The 24,807-nt window shown below is 71.2% G+C and carries 25 protein-coding genes and 1 pseudogene; 16 read left to right on the top strand and 10 right to left on the bottom strand.

All coding sequences use genetic code 11. From position 1 onward, the window contains the following. Positions 1-35: 35 nt before the first annotated feature. Entirely contained in the window at positions 36-707 is a 672-nt protein-coding gene (locus tag AB3M81_RS10045) for a DUF222 domain-containing protein (RefSeq protein ID WP_412903905.1), read from the bottom strand. Further along, positions 622-1,401: a hypothetical protein gene (locus tag AB3M81_RS10040; RefSeq protein ID WP_412903769.1), complete on the bottom strand. Its 780-nt coding sequence runs from the start codon at positions 1,399-1,401 to the stop codon at positions 622-624. Before AB3M81_RS10040 ends, AB3M81_RS10045 begins: the two co-directional genes overlap by 86 nt. A gap of 133 nt (positions 1,402-1,534) precedes the next feature. Between AB3M81_RS10040 and AB3M81_RS10035 the strand changes: the two genes are divergently transcribed. The 7 genes from AB3M81_RS10035 to AB3M81_RS10005 all read left to right on the top strand — a co-directional run bounded on the left by AB3M81_RS10035 (position 1,535) and on the right by AB3M81_RS10005 (position 8,534). Next, on the top strand, positions 1,535-2,296 hold the full coding sequence (locus AB3M81_RS10035; RefSeq protein WP_412903768.1) for an alpha/beta fold hydrolase: 762 nt from the start codon (positions 1,535-1,537) through the stop codon (positions 2,294-2,296). Further along, on the top strand, positions 2,293-2,604 hold the full coding sequence (locus AB3M81_RS10030; protein ID WP_412903767.1) for a YciI family protein: 312 nt from the start codon (positions 2,293-2,295) through the stop codon (positions 2,602-2,604). Before AB3M81_RS10035 ends, AB3M81_RS10030 begins: the two co-directional genes overlap by 4 nt. 35 nt (positions 2,605-2,639) lie before the next feature. Next, the gene (locus AB3M81_RS10025) at positions 2,640-3,227 is read left to right on the top strand and encodes a TetR/AcrR family transcriptional regulator (RefSeq protein ID WP_412903766.1); all 588 of its coding nucleotides are present in this window, start codon (positions 2,640-2,642) and stop codon (positions 3,225-3,227) included. Next, complete coding sequence (locus AB3M81_RS10020) at positions 3,224-4,384, top strand: SGNH/GDSL hydrolase family protein (protein WP_412903765.1); 1,161 nt, start codon at positions 3,224-3,226, stop codon at positions 4,382-4,384. Before AB3M81_RS10025 ends, AB3M81_RS10020 begins: the two co-directional genes overlap by 4 nt. A 146-nt stretch (positions 4,385-4,530) precedes the next feature. After that, entirely contained in the window at positions 4,531-6,963 is a 2,433-nt protein-coding gene (locus AB3M81_RS10015; protein WP_412903764.1) for an immune inhibitor A domain-containing protein, read from the top strand. Positions 6,964-7,179: 216 nt separating this feature from the next. Next, entirely contained in the window at positions 7,180-8,070 is an 891-nt protein-coding gene (locus AB3M81_RS10010; RefSeq protein WP_412903763.1) for a patatin-like phospholipase family protein, read from the top strand. After that, on the top strand, positions 8,067-8,534 hold the full coding sequence (locus AB3M81_RS10005) for a GNAT family N-acetyltransferase (RefSeq protein ID WP_412903762.1): 468 nt from the start codon (positions 8,067-8,069) through the stop codon (positions 8,532-8,534). The genes AB3M81_RS10010 and AB3M81_RS10005 overlap by 4 nt, the downstream gene beginning before the upstream one ends. Before the next feature lie 2 nt (positions 8,535-8,536). Here AB3M81_RS10005 and AB3M81_RS10000 read toward each other — a convergent pair whose 3' ends face one another. Both AB3M81_RS10000 and AB3M81_RS09995 read right to left on the bottom strand, forming a co-directional pair. Continuing rightward, a complete protein-coding gene (locus AB3M81_RS10000) occupies positions 8,537-9,238 on the bottom strand; it encodes a GAF and ANTAR domain-containing protein (protein ID WP_412903761.1) in 702 nt (233 codons plus the stop codon). Positions 9,239-9,320: 82 nt separating this feature from the next. After that, the gene (locus tag AB3M81_RS09995; RefSeq protein WP_412903760.1) at positions 9,321-10,442 is read right to left on the bottom strand and encodes a hypothetical protein; all 1,122 of its coding nucleotides are present in this window, start codon (positions 10,440-10,442) and stop codon (positions 9,321-9,323) included. A gap of 109 nt (positions 10,443-10,551) precedes the next feature. Between AB3M81_RS09995 and AB3M81_RS09990 the strand changes: the two genes are divergently transcribed. Next, positions 10,552-11,538 (top strand): RNA polymerase subunit sigma-70, encoded by a 987-nt coding sequence (locus tag AB3M81_RS09990; protein WP_412903759.1) that lies wholly within the window; start codon positions 10,552-10,554, stop codon positions 11,536-11,538. Further along, positions 11,535-11,945, top strand: a complete 411-nt coding sequence (locus AB3M81_RS09985; protein ID WP_412903758.1) for a DUF6069 family protein — start codon at positions 11,535-11,537, stop codon at positions 11,943-11,945. Before AB3M81_RS09990 ends, AB3M81_RS09985 begins: the two co-directional genes overlap by 4 nt. Positions 11,946-11,947: 2 nt before the next feature. Here the strand turns inward: AB3M81_RS09985 and AB3M81_RS09980 are convergent, their stop codons facing one another. From AB3M81_RS09980 to AB3M81_RS09970, 3 genes are all read right to left on the bottom strand, one after another. Next, positions 11,948-12,832, bottom strand: coding sequence for an alpha/beta fold hydrolase (locus tag AB3M81_RS09980; RefSeq protein WP_412903757.1), 885 nt, complete (start codon positions 12,830-12,832; stop codon positions 11,948-11,950). Further along, positions 12,832-13,278, bottom strand: coding sequence for a cupin domain-containing protein (locus AB3M81_RS09975; protein ID WP_412903756.1), 447 nt, complete (start codon positions 13,276-13,278; stop codon positions 12,832-12,834). The genes AB3M81_RS09980 and AB3M81_RS09975 overlap by 1 nt, the downstream gene beginning before the upstream one ends. Before the next feature lie 64 nt (positions 13,279-13,342). Continuing rightward, positions 13,343-15,871: a helix-turn-helix transcriptional regulator gene (locus AB3M81_RS09970; RefSeq protein ID WP_412903755.1), complete on the bottom strand. Its 2,529-nt coding sequence runs from the start codon at positions 15,869-15,871 to the stop codon at positions 13,343-13,345. A 116-nt stretch (positions 15,872-15,987) separates the two neighbouring features. Here AB3M81_RS09970 and AB3M81_RS09965 point away from each other — a divergent pair, with 116 nt between their 5' ends. Both AB3M81_RS09965 and AB3M81_RS09960 read left to right on the top strand, forming a co-directional pair. After that, on the top strand, positions 15,988-16,422 hold the full coding sequence (locus AB3M81_RS09965) for a hypothetical protein (protein WP_412903754.1): 435 nt from the start codon (positions 15,988-15,990) through the stop codon (positions 16,420-16,422). A 16-nt stretch (positions 16,423-16,438) separates the two neighbouring features. Then, a complete protein-coding gene (locus AB3M81_RS09960; RefSeq protein WP_412903753.1) occupies positions 16,439-16,918 on the top strand; it encodes a hypothetical protein in 480 nt (159 codons plus the stop codon). Here the strand turns inward: AB3M81_RS09960 and AB3M81_RS09955 are convergent. Further along, the gene (locus AB3M81_RS09955; RefSeq protein WP_412903752.1) at positions 16,902-17,606 is read right to left on the bottom strand and encodes an alpha/beta fold hydrolase; all 705 of its coding nucleotides are present in this window, start codon (positions 17,604-17,606) and stop codon (positions 16,902-16,904) included. The genes AB3M81_RS09960 and AB3M81_RS09955 overlap by 17 nt on opposite strands. 9 nt (positions 17,607-17,615) lie before the next feature. After that, positions 17,616-18,089, bottom strand: coding sequence for an Rrf2 family transcriptional regulator (locus AB3M81_RS09950; protein ID WP_412903751.1), 474 nt, complete (start codon positions 18,087-18,089; stop codon positions 17,616-17,618). A gap of 83 nt (positions 18,090-18,172) precedes the next feature. On the opposite strand from AB3M81_RS09950, the gene AB3M81_RS09945 reads away from it, so the two are divergent. The 5 genes and pseudogenes from AB3M81_RS09945 (at position 18,173) to AB3M81_RS09925 (ending at position 21,004) form a co-directional block, all read left to right on the top strand. Further along, positions 18,173-19,027, top strand: a complete 855-nt coding sequence (locus tag AB3M81_RS09945) for an SDR family oxidoreductase (protein WP_412903750.1) — start codon at positions 18,173-18,175, stop codon at positions 19,025-19,027. A gap of 39 nt (positions 19,028-19,066) precedes the next feature. Beyond that, positions 19,067-20,107, top strand: coding sequence for an alcohol dehydrogenase catalytic domain-containing protein (locus tag AB3M81_RS09940; protein WP_412903749.1), 1,041 nt, complete (start codon positions 19,067-19,069; stop codon positions 20,105-20,107). Then, on the top strand, positions 20,104-20,232 hold the full coding sequence (locus tag AB3M81_RS09935) for an SRPBCC family protein (RefSeq protein WP_412903748.1): 129 nt from the start codon (positions 20,104-20,106) through the stop codon (positions 20,230-20,232). The genes AB3M81_RS09940 and AB3M81_RS09935 overlap by 4 nt, the downstream gene beginning before the upstream one ends. A gap of 90 nt (positions 20,233-20,322) precedes the next feature. Next, a pseudogene (locus tag AB3M81_RS09930) lies at positions 20,323-20,574 on the top strand (SRPBCC domain-containing protein); the annotation flags it as partial. Between the two features lie 16 nt (positions 20,575-20,590). After that, positions 20,591-21,004, top strand: a complete 414-nt coding sequence (locus AB3M81_RS09925) for a hypothetical protein (protein ID WP_412903747.1) — start codon at positions 20,591-20,593, stop codon at positions 21,002-21,004. A 268-nt stretch (positions 21,005-21,272) separates the two neighbouring features. Here AB3M81_RS09925 and AB3M81_RS09920 read toward each other — a convergent pair whose 3' ends face one another. After that, on the bottom strand, positions 21,273-24,581 hold the full coding sequence (locus AB3M81_RS09920) for an NACHT domain-containing protein (RefSeq protein ID WP_412903746.1): 3,309 nt from the start codon (positions 24,579-24,581) through the stop codon (positions 21,273-21,275). Positions 24,582-24,807 lie beyond the last annotated feature (226 nt).

The following is a 24,807-nucleotide window of genomic DNA, read 5'->3' as shown; positions in this document are numbered from 1 at the left end:
GACACCGGTTCTCGTGACGTGCGCAACGTGCCGGCTCAGGCCGAGCGGTACCGCTCGGCCCACCGCGCGGACAGGGTGAGCGCGTGGTCCTGGTCCGACTGATGCGCCGGGGCCCGGCAGCCGGCGACCCGGCAGGTGCCGTCCCGCCATCGCAGCGCCTGTCTCAGTGCCGCGGTCGGCCGGTAGCCGATCACCTCGGTGTCGAGCACTCGCCCGAGGCGGTCGAGGACGAGTCGGCGGAAGACGGTGTGCTCGGACTGGGCCAGCTCGCGTACCCATGCGCTGCCGACGGGCTCGCCGTCGAGTGTCAGCCCGGGGCCGTCGGTGAGGCCGATGAGGTCGGTGGCGGTGATGCCGATGGCGACCTCGGCACGGATGTCGGTCTGCGTGCCCTCGGAGGACGTGAGCCAGTGGGCGAGCAGGTCGGCCTGCTTCTGCTCACGGGTGCGGGAGTCCTTCTCGCCTGTCTCGTGATCGGTGGAGGGCAGTGCCTTCGCGGCCCGCCCCAAGCGGTCGCCGACGGCGATCGCCACGCCCGTCGGCAGGAGCGCGTTCAGCCACGAGGTGCCGGGTCCATGGCACCCAACATAGTGGGCACCTCTGCCAGAACTCGGCCGAACGCTAGACCGCGGTGTAGACGTTCCTGTCGCCGCCGATGACCGTGCCCGCGTCGGGCCACTGCCCCGTGATGGTCGCCGTGTCCGCAGTGCCGTCGGGCACGGTCAGCGTGATCGACAGCCCGCTCGCGAGCCGCTTCGCCGTGGCGACGTCCAGGTCGACGAACTCGGGGACGGCGACCTCGGAGTCCTCGGCGTCCTCGAGCAGCTCGCGGATCCGGATGCTGACGTAGAGGTACATCAGGATGAAGCCGCACACGGCGCCGAAGATGATCACGGCCAGACCCAGCGTGGCGGCGCCGGAGGACCCGCCGAGCGGCTCCTCGAGCCGGCTGCTGAGTCGCCTGGCGGCCGGGGCGATCTTGCCGAGGTTCACGAGGGTCAGGCCGATGACGATGGTCGTCAGCCAGTCCGACACCTTGATGAGGTTCGAGTTGGCCAGGTAGTTCCGCCCGACGACCCGCGTGACGCCGGTCGGAGCGCCCTCGCCGCTCGTCTGGGTCAGCGGCTCGGAGACCCGCGCACGGGGAAGGCCGAACAGGAAGCCCAGGGCGGCGCCGATCGCGCCGGCTGCGGCGAACACGACGAACAGGGTGACGCCGTAGACGAAGCGTCCCGTCTCGCCGGGATCGGGCTTGGGGTGGGAGGCGGCCCAGATCCAGCTCAGCAGCAGCATCGCCAGGACGATGCCCGCCGTGGCGTAGGCGACGCCCCGCTGCGTGCGCGCGCCCGGCCTCCGGTCACGCTCGAGGCGCCAGCGCCTGAGATCGTCCGTCCAGCCCATGGTCGTCCTCCTCGTCCCGGAGGTTCCTCCGCGCGGAGCAGCATGCTCTCTCAGGGTGAGGTGAGCCCGGTCGCGGGTCAAGCGATACGGCCGGAGCCGTGACCCGGCGCGCCGTCGGGGTTACGGTGCCCCCATGGAGCGCGGCGCTCTGCACGCGGTCCGGCACGGGGACGGTCGCCCGGTGCTGGTGCTGCACGGTGCCGGCGTGGACCACCGCGAGCCCGAGGCGTGCTTCGAGCCGACCCTGGACCGGCCCGGACTCCGGCGCGTGTATCCCGACCTCCCCGGGATGGGCCGGTCGCCGGCGCCGCCCTCGATCCGCTCCACCGACGACGTCCTCCACGTGCTGCTCGAGTTCGTCCGCGAGGAGTGCGGCGACGAGCCGTTCCTGCTCATCGGGCACTCCTGGGGCGCGTACGTCGCGCGAGGCATCGCCGCGCGGCTGCCGGACCAGGTGGCCGGGCTCGCGCTCGTGTGCCCGCTGCTCGGCCTCGACGACGACGTCCCCGAGCACCGCGTCGTGGAGGGCGACGGCGCCCTGGGCGACGAGGTGTTCCGCAGCTACTTCGTCGTCCAGACCCCCGAGATGCTCGAGCGGTACGAGCGGTTCGTGGCGCCGTCCGCGCACCTCGTCGACGAGGAGGCGCTCGAGCGCATCGGCGGGAGCTGGGGCCTCTCGCTCGTCGCCGAGCCGTACCCGGGGCCGACGCTGGTCGTGGCCGGCCGGCTCGACTCGAGCGTCGGCTACCGGGCCGCGGCGGACCTCGTCGACGTCCACCCGCGCGCGACCGTCGCCGTGGTCGACGACGCCGGCCATGCGCTGCCGCACGAGCAGCCCGCCCTGCTCGCCGCCCTCGTGGACCACTGGCTGGAGCGCACGGAGGCGCCGCGGTGAAGGACGTCCACGACGAGTTCGACGCCTACACGGTGGTGATCCTGCGCCGCGCCGCCGACCCGCCCGACCTGGACGAGGCGGCCCTCGACGCGCTCCAGGCGGAGCACCTGGCGTACCGGGCGGAGCTCGCGCGGCAGGGCGTCCTCGTCGTGAACGGCCCCTTCCTGGAGCAGGACGACGACTCGTACCGCGGCATGTCGATCTTCGCGTGCGACTCCGCCGAGGCGGCGCGCCTGTCCCGCGAGGTTCCCGCGGTCCGGCCGACCGGTGGGAGAGAGGCGATCGGTGGGCGACATGGCGTAACCTAATGTCTGTAGGTGCTCATCTATGTGAAGTAGGCAGCATGTCGGACCGACCGGCGCTCACCCCGGAGTCGCTGACGCGCACGGCCGCCGACCTCGCGGACGAGGTCGGCTTCGAGGCCGTGACGGTCTCGGCCGTCGCGCGACGCGTCGGCGTCAAGCCCGCGAGCGTGTACTTCCACCTCGCCGGCACGGACGACCTCCGCGGCCGGATCAGCGCGCTCGCGCTGACCGAGCTGGGGGAGCGGCTGGGCCTCGCGCTGGCGGGCCGCGCCGGCCGGGACGCCCTCGCGGCCCTCGTCGACGCCGTCCGGACGTTCGCCACCGAGCACCCCGGCCGCTGGGAGTCGACGCAGGTGCGGATCACGGCGCCCGAGGCCGAGCCGGCGGGAGCGCGCGTCGGAGCGCTGATGCTCGCCGTCGTGCGGGGCTACGGCCTGCCCGAGTCCGAGCAGACGCACGTGGTGCGACTCATCGGCAGCACCGTCAACGGCTTCGTCCGCCTGCACGTCACCGGAGGCTTCGACCGCTCCGACCCCGATCCCGAGGAGTCGTGGAGCCGCATGACGCAGGCCCTCGACACCGCACTGACCCACTGGCCCACCGCCGGACAGGAACCGACCACATGACCATGACCGACGTCCCGCTGACCGAGGCGCTGTTCCGCGGCGCCGTCGAGATCGAGCACACCGCGACCGGCGTCCAGCCGCACCGACTGCCCGGGTGGGCACGGCGCCAGCTGCCGGACCCGCAGCTGCTGATGGCGCAGGCGCAGCCGTCCGGGGTGCGCCTCGTGTTCCGCAGCGCGGCGACCGCGATCGAGCTGGAGACGCGCCCGACGCGGGTGGCGTACGTCGGGGCTCCGCCGCGGCCGCTCGGCGTCTACGAGCTGCTCGTGGACGGTCGCCCGGCCGGTCGCGGGACCGTCGACGGCGGGGACGTGCTGACGATCGACATGACCACGGGCGGCCGCGAGGTCACGCACGGCGACCCCGGCGTCGTCGCCTTCGGCGGCCTCCCCGCGACGGACAAGCTGGTCGAGCTCTGGCTGCCGCACAACGAGCTCACCGAGGTGGTCTCGCTCCGCGCCGACGCGCCGGTCGAGGCCGTCCCGGCCGGGGACCGGCGCGTCTGGCTGCACCACGGCAGCTCGATCAGTCACGGGTCCAACGCGCTCACGCCGACTGGCACGTGGCCGGCGATCGCTGCTGCGGTGGCCGGCGTCGACCTCGTGAACCTGGGCTTCGGCGGCAGCGCGCTGCTCGATCCTGCCACGGCCCGCACGATGCGCGACCTGCCGGCCGACGTCATCAGCGTCAAGATCGGCATCAACCTGGTGAACGCCGACCTCATGCGCGTGCGCGGCTTCGTCGCGGCGATGCACGGCTTCCTCGACACCATCCGCGAGGGCCATCCGCGGACGCCGTTGCTCGTGGTCTCGCCGATCCTGTGCCCGATCCACGAGGACACCCCCGGCCCGGGCCGGCCGGACCCGGCGACGCTCGGGACGGACGCCGTGCGGTTCATCGCCGGCGGGGACCCGGCGGAGGTCGCGCAGGGCAAGCTGACCCTGCGCGTGATCCGCGACGAGCTCCGGCGGATCGTCGAGGCCCGCCGCGTGGACGACCCGCACCTGCACCACCTCGACGGGCTGGAGCTCCACGGCGCGGCGGACGAGGCGGTCCACCCGCTGCCCGACGCGCTGCACCCGGACGCCGCCACGCACGCGCTCATGGGGGAGCGATTCGCGAAGATCGCGTTCGCCGCGGGCGGCGCCCTGGCCTGACCCGGATCATCCGCAACGGGAGCAACATTTTCCCCGTCGCCGGTCTGGGCAAACCGTCCTCACAGGCATAACGTCGGCAGGGCACACAGGAGAGCCCGCGAGACCCCCCGGCCGGATTCCCCTTTCTGTACGAAAGGAACATCCACGTGAGAATCACGCATGCCGGGCTCAGCCTGGCGTTGATGGCAGGGGCCGGCCTCATGGTCGGCCCGACCGCCGTGGGGGCCCCATCCGGCCCCGCGGGCGGCACGAGCGAGGCCCAGCAGGCCAACTCGGCCCACGTCCTTCCCAACCCGAAGGCAGAGAAGCAGGAGGCGCTGCGCCAGGAGGCGTGGGCGCAGGTCCTCAGTGGTGAGGCGAAGCCGAGGACGATCGCCGGCAACCAGGTGCTCAAGCTCGGGCGCGAGCCCGCGCGGGCGCGGGCGAACGCGCGCGGCCGCCAGGCGGCGCAAGCGACCCAGGACCAGTACGTCGAGCTCTCCAACGAGCGCACCGACCAGGTCTTCGTGCTGCTCGTCGAGTTCGGCAACCAGCGTCACCCGAGCTACCCGGACCAGGACACCGACCCCGACACGCAGGGACCGGCGCGGTTCGACGGGCCGCTGTTCAACCAGATCCCCGAGCCCGGCCCGAACGACAACTCGACCCAGTGGCGCCCGAACTACGACCGGGCCTACTACCAGCAGCTCTACTTCGGTGAGGGCGCCGGCGTCGAGTCCCTCAAGACGTACTACGAGCGTCAGTCGTCGGGTCGCTACAGCGTCGACGGGATCGTCACGAACGTCACGCGGGTGCCCTACAACCAGGCTCGCTACGGACGCAGCGACGGCTACCCCTGCGGGTCCAACGTCTGCTCCAACACGTGGAACCTCGTGCAGGACGGCATGAACCAGTGGGTCGCCGACCAGCGGGCGGCCGGCCAGACCGATGCGCAGATCAAGCAGACGATCGCGCGCTTCGACCTGCGAGACCGGTACGACTACGACGGCGACGGCAACTTCGACGAGCCCGACGGCTACATCGACCGGCTGCAGATCATCCACGCCGGGGGCGACCAGGCCGACGCCGACCCGCTGTACGGCGAGGACGCGATCTGGAGCCATCGCTGGAAGGCGTTCCAGCAGTTCGACGGCACCGCCGGTCCCGCGGGCAACCTCGACGGCGGCACCCAGGTCGGCAACACCGGCATCTGGGCGGCGGACTACACGATCCAGCCCGAGAACGGCGGTCTGTCGGTCGTCGCCCACGAGTACGGTCACGACCTCGGCCTGCCGGACCACTACGACACCGCGGCGTCGGGCGACAACCCGGTGAACTGGTGGACGCTCATGGCGCAGAGCCGCGTCTCCGCTCCGGGCGACCGCGGCATCGGCACCCGGCCCGCCGACCTCGGCGTGTGGGACAAGCTGCAGCTGGGCTGGCTCGACTACGAGACGGTCGTGGCGGGCCAGCGCCGGACGATCGACCTCGGCCCCCACGAGTACAACTCGAAGAAGGCCCAGGGCGTCGCCGTCGTCCTGCCCGACAAGGAGACCCGGACGGTCCTGCCGACGCCCCCCGAGGGCACGAAGCAGTGGTGGTCCGGCCAGGGCGACGACTACGAGTCGTCGATGTCCCGTGCGGACATCGCGGTGCCGGCCGGCGGCGCGACCCTGAGCCTGAAGACGCAGTACAACATCGAGGAGGACTACGACTACGCGTGGTTCGAGGCCGAGGTCCCCGCGGGCAGCGGCAACTGGGTGGCGCTGCCGACCGCCTCGTTCGATCCCGACACCGGCGACGACGTCGCGGACGAGGTCGGCATCGACGGCGTCAGCGACGGGTACCAGCAGGTGACGTACGACCTCGGGGCGTACGCGGGCCAGACGATCGGCTTCCGCGCCCGGTACCGCACCGACGGTGCGGTGCAGGGCCAGGACCCCGACCTCGGCTGGTCGGGCATCTTCGTCGACGACATCAAGGTGACCACCAGTGGCACGACGGTGTTCGCCGACGGCGCCGAGAACCCGCCGAACGGGTGGACGCTGGACGGGTTCACCTCGGTGGCCGCGTCCTTCACCACGCTGTCGGACCAGTTCTACCTCGCCAGCAACCGGGCGTACGTCTCGTACGACCGCTACCTGCGCACGGGACCGTACAACTTCAGCTTCCCGGACCGACCGGACTTCGTGGAGCACTTCCCGTACCAGAACGGGCTGCTGGTGAACTACTGGGACACGTCGTACACCGACAACAACACCAGCCAGCATCCCGGGCGAGGCCTGGTGCTGCCCGTCGACGCCAACCCGCAGGTGATCTACAACCTGCAGGGCCAGGCGTGGCGCGGCCGCATCCAGACGTACGACGCCCCGTTCGGGCTGGAGAGGTCGGACTCGTTCTACCTCACGGCGGGTGGCCGCAAGAGCTACATCCGCGGTGCGGCGGCGAAGCCGGTGTTCGACGACTCGAACCCCGACCGCTACTTCAAGCCGTTCGCGGACGCGGGTCAGCCGCGCACGGGCGTGAAGGTCGCCGGAGCGGGGGTGAAGATCCGGGTGCTCAAGCAGAACGGCACCTCGATGCGGATCCGGGTCCAGTGACCTGAGTCCGACCACGTGGCGGCCGGTGACGGGGGATCTTCCCGTCGCCGGCCGTCGCGCGTCGGCGTGGTCTAGGGTGTGACGAGACAGCGACGAGGACGGCAGGAGGTGAGACCCGTGACCGCAGTGACCGACATGGGTGCTCCCGTGCAGTCCCGATCCCACGCCTGAGTCAGGCGTCACCGGGAGCGCCCCACCTCGCAAAGGGCGAATCCCATGAACACCACCTCCTCATCCATCCCGTCCGGCCGTGCCCTCGTGCTCGGCGGAGGCGGTTCCACCGGCCATGCCTGGGTCGTCGGCGTCGTCGCCGGGCTCCTCGACGGCGGGCTCGACGTGACGACGGCCGACCGCGTCGTCGGCACCTCGTCCGGCTCGACCGTGGCGGCCCAGATCACGAACGGCGATCCCCGCCGGCTCCACGCCGCATCGCTCGTCGCGCCGCCGGGGTCGCCACGCCGCGGCAGCCGGCGTCAGGTCGCGGAGCACCTCGAGCGCGCACGCAGGCGCGTCGCGGAGGCCGCCAGTGCCGACGACCTGCGCCGGCGGACGGCCGCGACGGCCCTGGCGCGGGCCACCGACCTCGGCGACGAGGCCTCGGCGCGCTGGCGCGAGACCGTGGCCGCCCGCCTGAGCGGCGCCACGTGGCCGCGGCACGACCTTCGGATCACGGCCGTCGACGCCGAGACCGCCGAGCCCGTGGTCTTCGACCGCGACAGCGGCGTCGATCTCGTGGATGCCGTGGCGGCGAGCTGCGCCGGCGGGTTCGCGTACGCCCTCGGCGGCGGGCACTACATCGACGGCGGGCACCGCACGAACGCGGAGAACGCGGACGTCGCCGCCGGTTGCGCGCGCGTGCTGGTCCTCAGCCCACTCGGCGGACGCTCATGGACGCCCGTGGACTGGGGGCTGCACCTGTCGACGCAGCTCGAGGAGCTGCGGTCGGCCGGCAGCGCCGTCGAGCTCGTCGTCCCGCCGCCGGAGGCCGAGCACCTGTTCGGCGTCGATGCGATGGATCCGGGCCTGCGGCCGGTGGCAGCCCGGACCGGTCACGAGCAGGGGTCGGCGCTCGCCGGCCGGCTCACGACGTTCTGGGGTGCGAGATGAGCGCCCCCGCGGTGACGGTCGTGCCGGCGACGGAGCAGAACTGGCGCGACATCGCGCGGGTCCGGCCGGCCGGCCGACAGCGGGACTGGGTGGCGGACGCCACGTACTACCTGTGCCTCTCCGCGTACGGGGACCTGTGGCGCTCGTGCGCGATCGTGGCGGACGGCGAGACGGTCGGCCACGTCATGTGGGCCGTCGATCCGGACGAGGGCAGTCACTGGATCGGCGGCCTGCTGGTCGACGCAGGGCGCCAGGGCCACGGGATCGGCCGGGGGACCGTCCTGGCGCTGCTGGACCTGTGGGAGCGGGAGGAGCCGTCGCTCTCGGGGACGCCCTTCCGCGAGGCGGCCCTGTCGGTGTCACCGGACAACGAGGTCGCCCTCGGGCTGTACCGCTCGCTGGGCTTCCTCGAGACGGGCGAGGTCGAGGACGACGAGATCGTGCTGCGCCGGGCGCGCGGGTGACCTCAGCCGTTGGTGGTGGGCAGCCTGCGGGTGCGGATGAGCTCGGCGGCGACCTCGCGCAGCTTGATGTTCTGCGTCGAGGAGACCCGCGTGAGCACCGCGAAGGCGGCGGCGGAGTCCATGCCGTAGCGCTCCATCAGCAGGCCGCACGCCTGGGAGATGGTCGTCCGCGAGTCCAGGGCGGTCTCGAACTGGTCGAGCTGCTGGGCGGCCAGCACCGCGATGGCGATGTGGGCGGCGAGCGCGGAGCCCTCGGCCTTGTCCTCGGCGTCGAACGCATCGACGTCCGTGGAGTACATGCTCAGGGCGCCGATGACGTTCGACAGCGTGAACAGGCGGAACGTCAGGACGCTGCGCGCGCCCGTGGCCTCGACGAGTCGCGGGCCCCAGTGCGGCCACTGATCGGTCGAGGCCAGGTCCGGGACGTAGACGGTCTCCTCGTCCCACAGCGTGTCGAGCGCGGGACCCTCGCCGAGCTCCTCCTGCAGGCGGTCACCGGTGGCGGCGAGCTCGTCGCTGGCGGCGGGGGTCTCGACCCGCCGCTTGGCGTACACCAGGGAGATGCTGGCCGACGTGCAGCCGGCGACGTTGCGCACCAGCAGCTCCACCGCGCTCTTCACGGTGGCCTGAGCGTCGTGCTGGTCCTGCAGCTCCCGCGCGGCGGCCGCCATGCGCTCGCCGATGTCGCTGTGATTGGACACCACGACGTCCACCTCCCGAGGCAGTAGAGAATCGCCTCTGATCCTAGGCAGACGTCCCACGTCCCGCGGATGGCGGCCCGTCGCTTCAGGAGCCGAAGTAACGGCCCGCCAGCCGGATCGTCCCGGTGCCGGCCGGAACCGAGCGCTGGGAGCACTCGCCGGTGGCCCCGTCGCACGTCGTGACGGTCGTGCCGTCGACGCGCATGAGTCGGCCGTCCGGGGTCCAGCCGTACGTGCGTCCGTGCCCCGGGAGCGTGATGCGGCGTCCCGTGTCGACCTCGGTCACGTGGACGACGGGACGGTCGACGACGTCGCCGCCAGCCCCGTCCTGGACCTCGGTGACGTTCCCGTCCTCGTCCAGGCCAACCATCGTGGTGACGGTCAGGACGAAGCGGCCGTCCGGCGAGAGCTCGTTGCTGGCCCAGGGGTGTCCGCCGGTCTCGTCGCGGGCGGCGAGGTCGGTGGTCGAGCGCAGCTCCGTCGAGTCGCCGAGTGCGTAGGTCCTCGCGCCCAGCGGCCCGCCGAGGGCCCGGCCGCCACCGGTCGAGGGCAGCCGCTCGCCCGGCACGTCGGCGACGCGCTCACCGGTGCGCCAGTCGAGGACGTACTGCGCGCGGTCGACGCCGATCACGACGTGGTCGCCGCTCAGGCCGATCGGCGGGAGGTCCCAGCCGGCCCACGTGTACGGCGCCTCCACGGGCCGGGTCGCGAGCTCTCGTCCGGTGGACGCCTCGACCACGTGGACGGTCCAGCCGCCGGGGCGCTGCGTCAGGTAGGCGAGCCGGTCGGCCTGGGCGTCCGTCCCGGGCACGACGTAGCCCGGCAGGTCGAGCTCGCGCACGGTGCCGTCCGTGCCGACGTAGACGTAGTCGCGTGCGGCGTCGCCGGCGTCGTCGTTCGTCACGCCGGCCACGACGCCGTCGGCCGTGTAGTACATGAGCTGGACGGTCACGCCGAGGTCGACGGCGTACTCGGGGTCGCTGAACCACAGCGTGTCGCCGCGTGAGAACGCCCCGCCGGTCCGGTAGGCCGCCGAGACGCGCTGGACGTCCGACGCGACGATGCTCGTGCTGACCTCGAGCCGTGCGTCCCGGTCCCGGTCCGTGACGAGGAACGCGGTGCCGAGGACGGCGCCGACCGCCAGCGTGGCGACGGTGCGGCGGCCCGCGGCGCGGACGCGCGTGCTCCTGTCGTCGGACGCTGACACACCCCAGACGCGCTGGGCCGCCGATTCGGTTGGCTCACGCGGTGATGAGTTCTCGCGCCCGGCGCCGTCATACGTGTGACAGGACACGACGAGCCGGAAGAGGATGACCATGAGGGTGGAGACGCGAGTGGGGGAGCGGGGCGACATGACCGAGGTCGACGAGTCGACGTTCTCCGCGATGGCCGAGCGGCACCGCAGGGAGCTGCACGTGCACTGCTACCGGATGCTCGGCTCCTTCGAGGACGCCGAGGACACGGTGCAGGAGACGTTCCTGCGGGCGTGGCGCGGGCGCGAGTCGTTCGAGGGGCGATCGACGTTCCGGGCGTGGCTCTACCGGATCGCCACGAACGCCTGCCTCGACCTGCTGGGCCGGCGCCGGCCCGAGCCGGCGACCGGGGGCGAGGTGCTGTGGCTGCAGCCGTACCCCGACCGGCTGCTGGACGAGCTGCGCGCCGACGAGGTCGACGAGCCCGAGTCGGCGGCGATGGCGCGCGAGACGATCGAGCTCGCCTACGTGGTGGCCCTGCAGCACCTGGCTCCGCGACCGCGGGCCGTGCTGATCCTGCGAGACGTGATCGGCTGGCCGGCGAAGCAGGTGGCCGAGCTGCTGGGCGACTCGGTGAACTCGGTCAACAGCGCGCTGCAGCGGGCGCGGGCGGGGATGCGCGAGCACCTGCCGGCCGAGCGCCAGGACTGGACGGGCTCGCAGAGCGACACCGAGACGCGCGACCTGGTGCGCCGGTATGCGGAGGCCTCGGTGGCGACCGACGTCGACACGCTCGCCGCGATGCTGCGCGAGGACGTCATCAGCTCGATGCCTCCCGTCCCGGGCGTGCACGTGGGACGCGACGACGTCGTCCGCGAGTGGGTCGAGGGCGGCTTCGACAGCATGGAGGGCCTGCGGATCGTGCCGGTCGAGGCGAACCGTCAGCCCGGTGTCGCCGCGTACCTGTGGTCCGGGGACGCGAACGCGTATCTCCCGCTGGCGATCGACGTGCTGCGCATCGAGGGCGGCCGCATCGCCGAGATCGTCACCTTCGGCAGCGAGCACTTCGAGCGCTTCGCCCTGCACGCGCGTCTCGAGGCCGGGGCATGAGCGCCGTCGAGGGCCGCCCGCGCGTTCGGCTCGGAGCGGTCGCCGTGACGGGCGTGATCGCCGCGGTCGTCGCCGCGACGTCGACCACGGCGGCGGGCGCGATCGCCAGGGCCGCCTGCGTCCGGTTCGAGATCCCGGACGGCGGCGAGGCCATCCCGACAGGCGCGTTCGCGACCGTGACCGGGTTCTTCTCGCTCGTCGGCGTGGGCCTCGCGCTGGGACTGGCGCGGTGGAGCAACCGGCCTGCGCAGCGGTTCGTGGCGGTCACCGTCCCGCTGCTGGCGGTCTCGCTGGTGCCGCCGTTCGTCGTCGGCGCGAGCCTCGGCACGTCGATCGCGCTCGTGGCGCTGCACCTGCTGGCCGCGGCCGTCATGATCCCGGTGCTCGCCCGGCGGCTGCGCGGCTGACGTCACCCGGCGCGCTCGAACCAGTCGAGGACGAGGGCGGTGACCTCCTCGGGCGCGTCGTCGGTGACGTAGTGCGCGGCGTCGTCGACGTAGGCGAACTCGACCCGGTCGGCGTAGCGGTGCTCCGGGTCGCGGCATGCCCGCGTCAGGACGGCCTCGGTCCACGGCCAGTCCTTCCGCCCGAAGACGACGAGCGTGGGGACGGTCAGCCGGCGGCGCCGGTAGACGCCGCGCATCATCCGGAGCGCCTCGGGGATGACGAACCGGCGGGTGAGTGGACGGACGGCGGCGTCGACCTCGGGGACGGCCATCGGCGCGAGGTGCGCCGCCATGACCTCCTCGGACAGCGGATGGGCGAGGTAGGCGGGCGAGAAGATCGGCTGCAGCGACGCCCCCGGGCGGTGCCAGATGAACGCGGGCATGTGACGGAAGCCGGGCATGACCCGCGGGTCGAACCGCAGGTACGGCGGCGGCACGGCGAGCTGGACCGACGTGCGCACGCGCTCGGGATGGTCGTAGACCAGCTGCCACACCGTCACGGTGCCCATGTCGTGCGAGACGACGTGGGCCCGCTCGATCCCGAGTTGGTCCATCAGGGCGAGCACGTCGTGCAGGCGCGTCTCACGGTCGATGCGCGGATCGTCCGCGACCGTCCAGCCGGCGCCACGCAGGTCGGGGCAGTAGACGCGGTGGCCGCGCGCCGCGACCGCAGGGGCGATCTGCGCCCACTGCCACCAGTGCTGGGGGAAGCCGTGCAGCATGAGGACCGGGTCGCCCTCGCCGATCGCGGCGACGTGCGACCGCAGCCCGGGCGTCTCGACGATCAGGTGCTCGAACCCTTCGGCCTCGGGCATCGCGGGTGGCCGGGTGGCCGTGGGCGTGGACATCACGCACCTGCCAGCGCCACGCCGTGCCGCCGGGTCACGGACAGGATCGAGTCCATCGACTGCTCCGGCGGCAGGTCGGCCCGGACGGACTCGGAGAAGTCCGCGAAGAAGCGTCCCGCGCCGAGGCCCGTCGTGATCGCGAGGAACCGCGCCGTGTCGCCGACGACCTCGAACGTGACGGGGGTGCCGGCGGGGGCGACGACGAGTCCGCCGGGCTCGACCTCGTGGGGCGTGCCGTCGACGAAGGCCCGCAGCCGGCCCTCCAGCAGGTAGAGGACGCCGGCCCAGGGCGAGACGTGCGGCGGCGCGGTCTCGCGTGCGGGGGCGACGACCTCGAAGACCTCGAACGCGCCGCCGTCGCCCTCGACGGCCGCCTTGGCGACGTGGTCGCCGTCGATCATGGGGTAGTGCCGGCCCTCGCCGGGACGGACGTGGATGGTGGTCATGGCTCCTCCTCGGTCGATGCCGCCACGATCGGTCACGCGCGGGTCGAGGAGCGCGAGTAGTCCGCTACTCGATTCCGAGGACGCCGGCGAAGTCCGCGCGATCCGTGACGCCGAGCTTGTGGCCGGCGCGGTAGAGGTGGCCCTCGACGGTGCGGACCGAGAGGGTGAGGCTCGCCGCGATCTCCCGGTTCGAGCGACCGCGTGCCGCGAGGGTCACGATCTCGCGCTCGCGGGACGTCAGGGGGAGTGGTCGGACCGCCTTCTCGAGGGCGGGGGTGCGGGCCCCGGACTCGTCGGCCAGGCGGCGCGCGTGCTCGGTGGCGGCACGGGCCGACCCGGTGCGGCCGCCCCCGCGGTGGACCGCCGCGGCCTGGGCGGCGGCGTCTCCGGCGGCGACCAGGTCGCCGAGCGCCCGCCACGCCTCGGCCGCGCGCAGCAGGGCCTCACCGTCCCCGGCTTCCAGCGCCCGGGCGTGCGCGGTGGCGGTGCGCGCCCGCGGACTCAGAGACACGAGGGACTCGAGCCGGGGCAGCACCGAGAGGTCGCCGAGCTGGACCGCGGTCTGCGCGGCCAGCACCTCGTAGGCGGGGGACCCCGAGTCGCGGGCCAGGTCCACCGCGGCGAGCGCGAGTCCGACGGCCTCGGTCGTGGACCCGGAGGCGGCCGCGCCCCACGCGCGAGCGAGCAGATCGTCCGGCACGAACAGCCGGTAGGCCGGGTGCTGCTCCTCGACGAGGGCGTGCAGCAACGGCGACACCTCCGTGACCCGTCCGGCCTGCGCGAGGGCGATCGCGAGCAGCGTGCGGCACCGGAACCGGAACTCGTGGCCGGAGCCGTCGAGGCCCGCCGATGCTTCGCTCAGCAGCGCGATCGCCTGACGCACGCAGCCCCGGCCGAGGGCCGCGTGCCCGGCGACGACGAGGCCCATCAGCCGGGCCGGACCCGGCAGGTCGGCGGACGCGTCGCGCATCCTGCGCGCCAGGCCGGCGCCTCGGGCGGGCGTCCCGGCGAGCCGGTGCCCGAGCACCTGATAGTCCGCCAGGCCGAAGCCGGGGATGACCGTGGGAACGCGGTCGGAGGTGAGGCCGCCGATGGTCGCGGCCTCGTCGAGCAGCTCGATTCGCCCCGTCACGGCGGCGGCCGCCGAGACGCCGGACGCGGTGAGGATGCGCGCCAGGTCGTCGGGCAGGTCCGACCTCAGCAGGGCGGGTCCACGCGTCAGCACGGAGCCGAGGTCGCCCGCTCCGGCGGCGAGCGCGATGGCCATGGACGCGACGTGGAGTGGCAGCGCCCCGGTCGACTCGGCGGCCTCGAGCGCTTCGCGAGCGGCGCCCGGGCGGGCCATCGTGAACAGCAGGTTCCCGGTCCGGTGCAGGTGCACGAGGGAGCGCAGGGTCGGATCGGTGGCGGTGGCGCCGAGCTCGGCGAGGATCGCCTCGGCCTCCTCGCCGCGGCTCAGCCACGACAGCGCCGCCGCGTGGACGATCCGCGCACGCGGGTCGCCGGACGCCGAGGCGGCCCGCCCGAGGCGCTCGGCCAAGGGCAGGTCGTACATCCGCGTGGCGGACTCGGCGGCCCGCAGGAACAGCTCGTGGTCCGGCTCCAGGTCCGAGTCGAGCGTCAGGACGGCGCGTGGGATGAGACTCGTGTCCGGGTCGAGCGTGCGAGCGACCTCGCCGCGCAGGCGCCGTGCGCGCAGGGTGCCCATCGCGGCGCGGCGGACCTCGCCGTACAGCGGGTGCGCGAGGCGACCCACCCGCCCGTCGGTCCGGACGAGCCCTCGCGTCTCGGCCTCCTCGACGGCAGCGGGTGAGGTCAGCGCCGCGAGCGTCGCGACGGTGACGGGCTCGGCGAGCGCCACGAGGTCGACGACGTCGCGCACCTCGGCGGGGAGCTCGCCGATCTGGTGCTCCAGCAGGTCGGTCAGCTCGGCGGAGAGCTCGGGATCGCTGTCCCACCGCCACATGCCCGAGGCGGCCGTGAGCCGTCCTGCGGTGACCTCGCCCGTCAGCAGGTGGCGCAGGAACAGGGGACTTCCCTCGGTCAACCGCCACAGCCGCCGGGCGGCGGACGAGTCGACCGGCCCACGCAGCACGCGGGCCACGAGCGAGGTGGTCTCGGCGGCGTCCAGGGGCGCGAGGTCCAAGCGCGGGACGAGGTCGTCCTTCCACAGCGCCGTCACGGTGTCCGGCGCCGGCTCGCCCGTGCGGAGCGTGACCAGGACGGGTGCCGACCGCCGGACCACGACCCGGTGCAGGACGATCGCCGAGTGCTCGTCGAGCTGGTGCGCGTCGTCCACGACGAGCACGCCCGGGCGCCGCCCGATCTGGTCCAGGGCCCGCGCGATGGTCTCGAGCGGGTCACCCGCGGGCAGGTCGACCAGGCCCGCGAAGGCGCCGAGCGGGACGGGTCTGGCGGCCGTGCTGCCGTGGGCCCAGACGGCCGGCGTGGCGCCCAGTGCCTCGCGCGCCAGGCGGGTCTTGCCGACGCCCGCGGGCCCGGCGACGAGGATCCCGGCGTGGCCCGGCCGGATCGCCGCCGCGATCCTGCGCACGTCGTCGTCCCGGCCGGTCAGCGGCCACGACCGCTCCATGCCGTCAGGCTAGCCGCGCGGATCGGGACGCGGAATCGGCCGAACGGGCCAGTCGGTGTATCGGGACGGGGCGCGCGTGCTCTCGGTGGGGGCACGGCACTCACGAAGGAGCAGACATGCCCAGCATCTCCCACCTGACGTTCGCGATCTCCTCGCGGGACTTCTCGACCGTGACCCTCGACGTCGCCTACACTGTCCAGCGCACTGACCTCGAGCGGTTCCTCGGCGACCACGGCCTCGGCTTCGAGGAGCGCATCCGGATCATCGGCGACGACCCGGGGGAGGCCACGGACCAGGTCATGCAGACGTTCCCGACGCAGCTGATCGCGTTCGCGCCGGGCGAGCTGGTGGCCACGCGGTCCCGGCAGATCACGGTGCCGCGCAGCTCGCTCAACGAGGATCCGGGCGGACGCTCGACGATCCCCGGGCAGTCGTTCCCCACGACGCCGAACCCGGACCAGCTGTTCGCGCGGGTCGAGGTCGCCTACGTCGGCCTGAGCACGCCGCCGGCGACCGCTGAGAGCCCGGTGCAGGTCATCACCGTGGTCTGATCCCGCCGGAGTCACGATGGACGTCACGACCTTCTACGCCGTCTTCTCGGCGACCTGCTTCACGCTTGTGGGGCTGTGGTGGGGCGTGACGCTGCGCGACACCGCGTGGGTGGCTGACCCGGTCCGGCGGCGCGCCATCGGCGGCGTCTACCTCGCCTTCCTGCTGCCGGCCCTGATGGGGCTGTTCGCGCAGGTCGGCGGGGTGGAGCAGCCGCTCGTGTGGCGGCTGAGCTTCATCGTCATCGCGCTCGCCGGGCTCGCGTCGACGCTGCGCCTGCTGTCGACGGACGCCGTGCCCGCCGTGCGAGCGGTGCGGGCCGGGACCGCCGCGGCGTACGTGCTCGTGGCGCTCGTCGGCTCGTTCCCCGGGCTCGCCGAGCCGGTCGGACTGCGACCGATCCAGGTCGAGGCTCTGCTGCTCGTCCTGCTCGTGGCGCTCGGGCACGCGCTGGTGTGGCACCACCTCGTGCACGAGACCGTCACGGACGCGCGCTGACCGTCGCGAGCCAGTCGGCGACCCTGGGCAGGACCAGGTCGAGCCGGCGCAGCATCCCGTCGTGGTCGAGGCCCGGGACGACCTCGAAGGGGATGCCGCGGGTGTCGAGGTCCCGGGCGAGATCGCTGGGGGAGCGCAGCGATGCGACGACGGCGTCCTTGGCGCCCCACCACGCGAACAGCGGCACGCCGGGGTCCGCGAGCGTCCCGGTCGGGAGCGCGGCGACCCCGTCCCAGAAGGCCTCGGCCGCGAGCGGGTCGTACGTGGCGACGACCTCGGACCACGCGTGCGGGTCCTGCCGTGCGGTCTCGTTGCGCCGGCGAGCGCGCTCACCCATGCCGGACAGGTCGGCGGTCAGGGGGAACCCCCCGCACGCGACCGCCGTGACGCGTGACGATCGCCGGGCCAGCTGCGCGGCCATGACGCCGTTCATCGAGTACCCGAAGGTGGCGTGGGCGTCGATCCCCAGGTGATCGAGCACGCGCTCGACGTCACCGACGAAGCCGTCGAGGTCGTAGGAGCCCGGTCGCGTGCTCGGGCCGAAGCCGCGCGGCGACACGACCACGACGCGGAAGTGATCGCTCAGCGCAGAGAGGTCGATCGCGGTCCAGTCGACGTTCAACCGCGGCACGACGACGGCCGGCCCGTCACCGGAGGCCGTCCACCAGATGCCGTCGAGCTCCGCCACCCGGCCAGACTAGGCCGACGCCATGGCGGCCAGGGCCGCGAAGTCGGCCGCGTCGAACCCGCCGTCCTCCATCACGTCGCTGAGCGTGATCGCGTCGAGCTCGGCCACGATCGCCTCGGCCACGCGACGGTCGAGCCCGACGAGCACGCCCTGGATGCTGCTGCCGACGGCGCAGGCGGGGTTCGGTCCATGGAGGCCGAGCACGGGGTCATCGCCCTGGAGCAGCCGCCACACCTGCGCGAGGGTGACATCGGCGGGGTCGACGGCCAGCTCCCAGCCGCCGTGGGCGCCCGGGCGCGAGCGGGTGAGCCCGCCGTCGCGCAGCGGACCGAGCACCTTGCGGACGTGCACGGGGTTCACGGCCGTGCTGCCGGCCAGCTCCTCGGAGCCGACGGGCGCGGTGCGCCCCGCGGCGGCGCTGGCGGCGAGGTACGTCAGGACGTGCACTGCCACCGCGAACTGGGTGTTGGTCGATCGGGCCACGTACCCATCTTGCCCTATTGCCATCGGGATGACTACAGTTGCGAAGGAACCGCCATCATCATGACTACAGATCAGGACTCCTCATGACCATCGCCGTCACCGGTGCCTCCGGCCAGCTCGGCCGCCTCGTCGCCGACCAGCTCCTCGCCACCGTCGATCCCTCCGAGGTCGTGCTGCTCACGCGCGACCCGTCCAAGCTCGCCGCCTACGCCGAGCGCGGTGCCACGGTCCGCGAGGCGGACTTCGCGGAGCCGGAGGCCCTCGCCGAGGCGCTTGCCGGTGTCGACCGGATGCTCCTGATCTCGACCGACATCGTCGGCGCGCGACTCGAGGGCCACCTGGCCGCGATCGACGCCGCGTCCCGTGCGGGCGTCCGCCACGTCGCCTACACGTCGATCCCGGAGCCGACGCCGGACAACCCGTCCGGCGTGGTTCCCGATCACGCCGCCACGGAGGACGCGCTGCGTGCCAGCGGCCTCGCGTGGACGATGCTGCGCAACAACCTCTACGCCGACATGCAGGTCGACACGATCAACCAAGCCGCCGCGAGCGGCCGGCTGTTCACCAACACCGGCGACGGTGGCGCGGCCTACGTCACCCGCGCGGACTGCGCCGCCGTGGCTGCGGCCGTGCTGACGGGCGACGGCCACGAGGGCCAGGTGTACGACGTGACCGGCCCGGCCGCGATCACCGCGAAGGACTTCGCCGCCCTCGCCGAGCAGGTCGCGGGCCGTCCGATCGAGGTGCTCAACGTCGACGACGAGGTCTACCGGGACGGCCTCGTCGCCGCGGGCGTCCCGGCGGAGTTCGCGCCGCTGCTCGTCTCGTTCGGCACGTCGATCCGCCTGGGCAAGCTGTCGCGCGTGACCGACGTCGTCGAGCGCGTCGGCGGCCGGACGCCGACGCCTCTCGCGGACCTCGTGGGTTCCGAGGGCTGAATCCCACGGGCGGCGCGCGCATCCTGCGAGGATGTGCGGATGCGCGCGCTAGTCCTCGATGCAGCCCGGGCCCGGCCCGAGGTTCGTGACGTACCGGAGCCCACTGCGCCCGACGGCGGTGTCGTCGTCCGGGTCGTCGCGACGGGCCTGTGCCGCAGTGACTGGCACGCGTGGGCCGGCCACGACGACGACGTCGCGTTCCCGCACGTGCCGGGCCACGAGCTGGCCGGCGAGATCTCGTCGATCGGCCCGGGCGTGACGCGCTGGAAGGTCGGAGACCGCGTGACGGTCCCGTTCGTGGCGGGCTGTGGCACGTGCGAGTGGTGCCTCGCCGGGGACGCGCAGGTCTGCCCGGACCAGGAGCAGCCCGGCTTCACGTACTGGGGCTCGTTCGCCGAGTACGTCGCCATCCACGCCGCCGACACGAACCTCGTCGCGATCCCCGCGTCGGTCGACTTCGCCACCGCGGCGAGCCTCGGCTGCCGCTTCGCGACGGCGTACCGCGCGCTCGTCGGCCGGGCGCGCGTCGCCGAGGGCGAGTGGGTCACGGTGGTCGGCGCCGGGGGAGTCGGCCTGAGCGCCGTCATGATCGCCCGCGCCCTGGGCGCCCGCGTGATCGCCGTCGACCGCAACACCGAGGCCCTCGCCGTCGCCGCCGACCTGGGCGCCGAGCACACGCTGCTCGCCGACGGCCGCGACATCCCCGCCGCCGTCGCCGAGCTGACCGGCGGCGGCAGCCACGTCTCCGTCGACGCGGTCGGCAGCGAGCAGACCTGCGCCGACGCGCTGCTCAGCCTCCGCCGCCGAGGCCGCCTCGCGCAGATCGGCCTGCTGCCTCCGGTCGACGGTCATCCGCGCGTGCCGATGGCCCGCGTCATCGGCTGGGAGCTCGACGTCCTCGGCAGCCACGGCATGGCCGCCGTCGACTACCCGGGGATGATGGCCCTCATCGAGGACGGCTCGCTCCAGCCCCAGCGCCTGATCGAGCGCACCATCGGCCTCGCCGAGGCCGGCGAGCTGCTGCCGGTATTCGACACGGCGCGGTTGGCCGGCATGACGATCATCGATCCGAGCCGATGAGCCACACCGACGTAGGCGAGGCGGTCCTCGACGCGACACCCGAAAAGGTGTTCCCCGCGCTCGTCGACGAGGCGGCGCGCACGGCATGGCTGCCTCCGTCCGGGATGACCGGCCGCTTCAGCTGATTCGACGCCACGCCGGGCGGCGGCTACCGCATGACGTAGACGTACGACGACGAGACGACACCGGGCAAGTCCGGCGCGAACACCGACGCGGTCGAAGTGGGTTTCGCCAGCATCGACGCGCCCCGCCGAGTGGTCAAGGAGGCCGAGTTCGTGTCGGACGACCCCGACTTCGCCGGCACGATGACGATGACCTGGACGCTCGAGCCCCTGCTCGGCCGCGGCACCCGCGTCGTCAACACCGCCACCGGCGTCCCCGACGGCGTGTTCAGCGAGGATCACGCCGCGGCGTCCGCCTCCACGCTCGCTCAGCTGGGCGCTCACGTCACGCGCGGCCGCAGTTGATGCGCGGCTTCACCCCATGGCATCGAACGCGGCGAGTATCACGAACGCGACCGGCACCGCATGGAGCGCGTGGGACGCCTGGCTGATCTCGCAGGGCGCCCGCGATCTGCCGCACGCCGAGATCGCGAAGCTCGCGCTGGTGTGGGTGCACGAACTCGGCATCACCACCCACGCTGCGAACGGCAAGGCGTTCAACGACGGCTGGTGGGCACAGACCATCGCGATCGAGTTCAGGCAGCAGCACGGACTGCGCCAGAACGGTCAGCTGTCCGGTGGCGACCACGCCGTCTCGGCGTCGAGGAAGGTCGTCGGCTCGCTCGACGAGCTGCGTGAGATGTGGCTCGCGGTCGTCTCCGGCCGTGACGAGTTCGACGGGGTGGCCCTCGCGGCTGAGCCGCGGGTCAGGCCCACCGAGAAGTGGCGCTACTAGCGCGCGAAGCTCGCCGACGGCTCGTCGGTCAACGTCGACGTCTCCGCGGACCGGGTGGCGGTCCAGCATGCCGAAGCTGGCTTCCGCCGAGAAGCGCGAGCGCTGGCGCTCGTTCTGGAAGAAGTTGCTGGTCACGTTGGGCTTACTCGTTTGATAGGGGTCTGGCAGGCGTCCACTTCGTTCCTACGGGCTGCAATCCAGTCGCCGAACCGGCGCATTGGCCTAGGCTCGGCACACTTGCGATTATGGAGGACCTTCCATCGCGGGCCTACACGACCCAGTTGTCGCTACTTGCCTGGTCAAGCAATGGCAAGATGTCGGTTCTATCGTTGTCTAGTCTCGAGACGGCCTCATAGACGATTGCCGTAGGCCATCTATCAGGATTCGAGAGAATGTCTCGGCTCTTGGACTTGGTCATTCCTGTAAGCACGCCACCCAGGGACCAAGTCCTTGGGAGCGAAGAACGGAGACCGACGAATCCCTCGACATTGATCGACTCCGAGCGCGTGACGGTGTTCTGAAGGTGCCTCGTGATCCGGCCTTTCGGCCTGAGGACGGCGTTGATGTCGGCCAGTAGGAACTTGGCGAGGTCATCGCGAGCGCCCTCTGTCACGATGTTCTGCAAGAGCACTGATGACTTCCCTGAGGGCTTGAAGCGACCCAGCCGAATCGATTCGGAAGGATTGATCCGTCGAGCAGTCGGGGTCCGCAAGTGATGCCAAAGGAACATTTGCAGGCTGGCGAGTTGTTCGTCTGAAAGCGACGCGACGTGTGCTTCCATCGCGGGAAGAACATCGACGATGACATTCGTGTGTGCGAAGACTAGGAGGCCGAGCAGCCAGTGCCTTGCTTCCAAAGTGCTGGAGCTCCGCTCAAACCCTTCGCTCCACCAGGCGGGATCCGCGCGGTGCTCCCTCGCGGCAGAGGTCCAAGCTACGAGATGCGTGATCGGTGCATCCGAAGTAATCGAAGGCCGCGCTACGGCCCTTGACGGGACGTCAACCGGCCAAGCGACACAGCTCATGCGTAGTAGCCATGAATCGCCCCACGCGCGACAGAGCACATCCAGAGCGTTAAGCCAAACTTGGGACGAAGTCCAGTCGGACGTCCTGCTGGGGAAGCTGTTCAAGGTCGCTATCAGATGTCGCGCTTCTGCCCTTCCTGGCCGGTTTCGCACCCGGCGTCGCAACCTTTTCTCGACGACGGATGCCGATCTTCCGTTTTCGAACGCGCGCGAGAGTGGATGAGTTTCAAGTCCTGCCGAAAGGAGGAGGCCGAGTGTTGTACGGCCCGCATCAATTTCTACGACAAGCGAGTCGGCGACTCCGTCCGCGATCTCCGCTCGACACGTTTCGATCAGGACATCGGAGGCTCCGTCGTAGGAACCCCGAAGTAATACCTCGGATAGAGGCTCGCCATCCAGCAGTTGAGCACACTTCTCGAGGTGCTCTTCCTGGGTCGCATCCAAGCCCTCCAAGACCCGCAAATCCGCCGCAGACTTCATCCAGTCGGCTGACACTGTCCTCTGCTCGTCCGACCACCACCATGCGTGGATCTGATCCTGTGACTCGTGCCGCAGAAGAATGCCGGCTGCCGCCCTGCGGAAATGGCGCCCGCATGCGGATTGAAGTCGCAGACGAGCATGTTCAGCCGCTTGACGACGGCCTGCGCCTTCGCTGAAGACCGCGGGGGTTCGCGTGCCGTTGAGGAAGCCGTCCTCAGCGAGTAACAACCCAGGACCGTCGAGTGCAAAATCGACAACTCGTTGGATTACTGCCGACCCCTGAGCTTGGAACACGCGGTCATCCAGCAACTGGACAGCTACCCACCGCAACATGGGGTGGGCCTTCAGATCAGGGAGCGCCTGGAGCATCTCGAGCGTGGTTACGAGCGACTTGACCTCGCCCTTGCTGAGCATCCCTGCGAAGAACCGAAGCACGTTGAACCAGTACGGGCGCTGCATGAGCGCCTCCACGCAGTCGTCCTTCGTGTTGCCGACTCCACGGGACGGAGCGTTGTCAAATATGTGTCGAGCAGCGAAGTACTCTTGTAGCGATTGAACTTCGAACTCGAAGAAACCCTTGCGACGCTCGACTAGACAGATGACGCGCGATGTTAGCGCATCAAACAGCCGGCCGGCTAACTCCGGCCCGCCCTCTCGACCTGAGAGGAATTCCTCTAGCAGCACCGAGATATCCTCGCGGGAAATCGATCCCGTGCTAAGGCCGGCTTCAGACCGGGATTGGATATGCCACCCCAGGAAAGCGTGCACGTCCTCGATTGTTCTACGCTCGCTATCAGCGAGTGGCTCTTTACCCTCAGACTCCCTGTCGAAGAACGTTTGAACATAGTCAACGTACAAGTCGGTCCTCTGTTGAGGCAGGAGACCTCGCCTGTATAGGAGGTGGAGAAGGATGGCTAGTTGCATCGGATTCGACGACAGTTCGCGGATGTGAGGTACATCCTCGTTCTCGCCTAGAAGACTCTTGAGTCTGGAAGCACGATGCCGGTCTAGTCCAGCGTGCCTTGACCATTTCTCGAGGTAGAGGTACTTCAATCCGGGGGTGAGGGGACGGAAGAAGAACTGAGGGAAATTGTCAGCAGACCAGATTCCTGCTGACGTGGCTCCGGGTCTGGACGCCACAAGTAATGAGAGGTCGTTGGCATTCGCGGCAAGCCGCGCCGCTGCGGCAAGGATCTCGCTCGCGACCAAGTCGCGGTCCTTCAGATTGGCGACTTCGTCGAGGCCATCGAGAGCGACGAGAACTGGCGAGGAAGCCACTGTGCTCAGGAAGTCCTCGACTGAGAAGCGGGTCGCGGTATGAGCGCTGACTTCCTCTGCGATGAAGACCTCGAGCTGGAGCTTCGGCCTTTTTGACTTTCTTTCGGCGCGTTCGATGCGTTGGCGGATCCACCCGGCGTAAGCCCTCAAGTCAATTCGGAACGGCATGCGTGCCGCTGCTGTGGAACGTCGCAGTGACTCTACTTCGAGCCGATACCGCGGGTCGTTCAGGAGAAGCGCCCTGTGATACTGGCAAACGTACTGGAGGACAGTTGATTTTCCCTGTCCCGGGCCGCCAACCAGTAGTGCATTGCCAGTCCAGTTTGGGTGCAGTATGGCTTGTGCTGCACCGATCTGAACGTACTCGTCCCGATCGGCGGCTGACGACTCGTCAACTTCTCCGAAGAGAAGCGTGTCGAGTAACTGACCGGCTGGCGCATCAACGTGCGCGGCGAAGGGGACGTCGACGAACATCGAGTCGACCGTCGGACCGCTGAGATCGACCTGCTCGAACTGAATCCGGTCATCTGCCAGAAAGCGGTCGGCGACGTATTCGCGCATGAGGCCGACGAGGCGGTCCCGTGCAGCGCCTCCATCTTCGTGGCGGGCCTTCATCTGCTCGAGTTCGGCAACGGAGAAAGCCCGACCGTCCTGCTTGTCGACGACCGTGTGGTGCGTGCCGCATAGGAGGATCAAATTCTCGTAGCTGTCGATTTGGCTTTCAGGATAGTCCGGGTCATGCCGCGGGCCGTTGACGCGTCCCGACCTGATGTGCGCCTCTTCGCCGATTAGCATCGGGGCAATGGTGCCTGTCCCTGAGCTTGCAACGTCGTCACTCAGCACCTGATTGCACGTAGGGAATGCGCAGAGGTTTCTCGCGCGACCCCAAAGGTGCTTACGGACTGCGACGGAAATGCCCATTACTGCCTCCGGTGGCTGTGGCCGCGAGAGCGGGACTCTTAGCGGACCCTACATCGACGGGCCGCCATCGCGAGTGCCATCGCCCTGTCTGGGGCGCGTC

Source organism: Aeromicrobium jepli (assembly GCF_047246605.1).
In the GTDB taxonomy this organism is placed as follows: domain Bacteria; phylum Actinomycetota; class Actinomycetes; order Propionibacteriales; family Nocardioidaceae; genus Aeromicrobium.
Note: the sequence above shows the minus strand (reverse complement) of the source record. Positions and strands in the feature narration are given on the sequence as shown.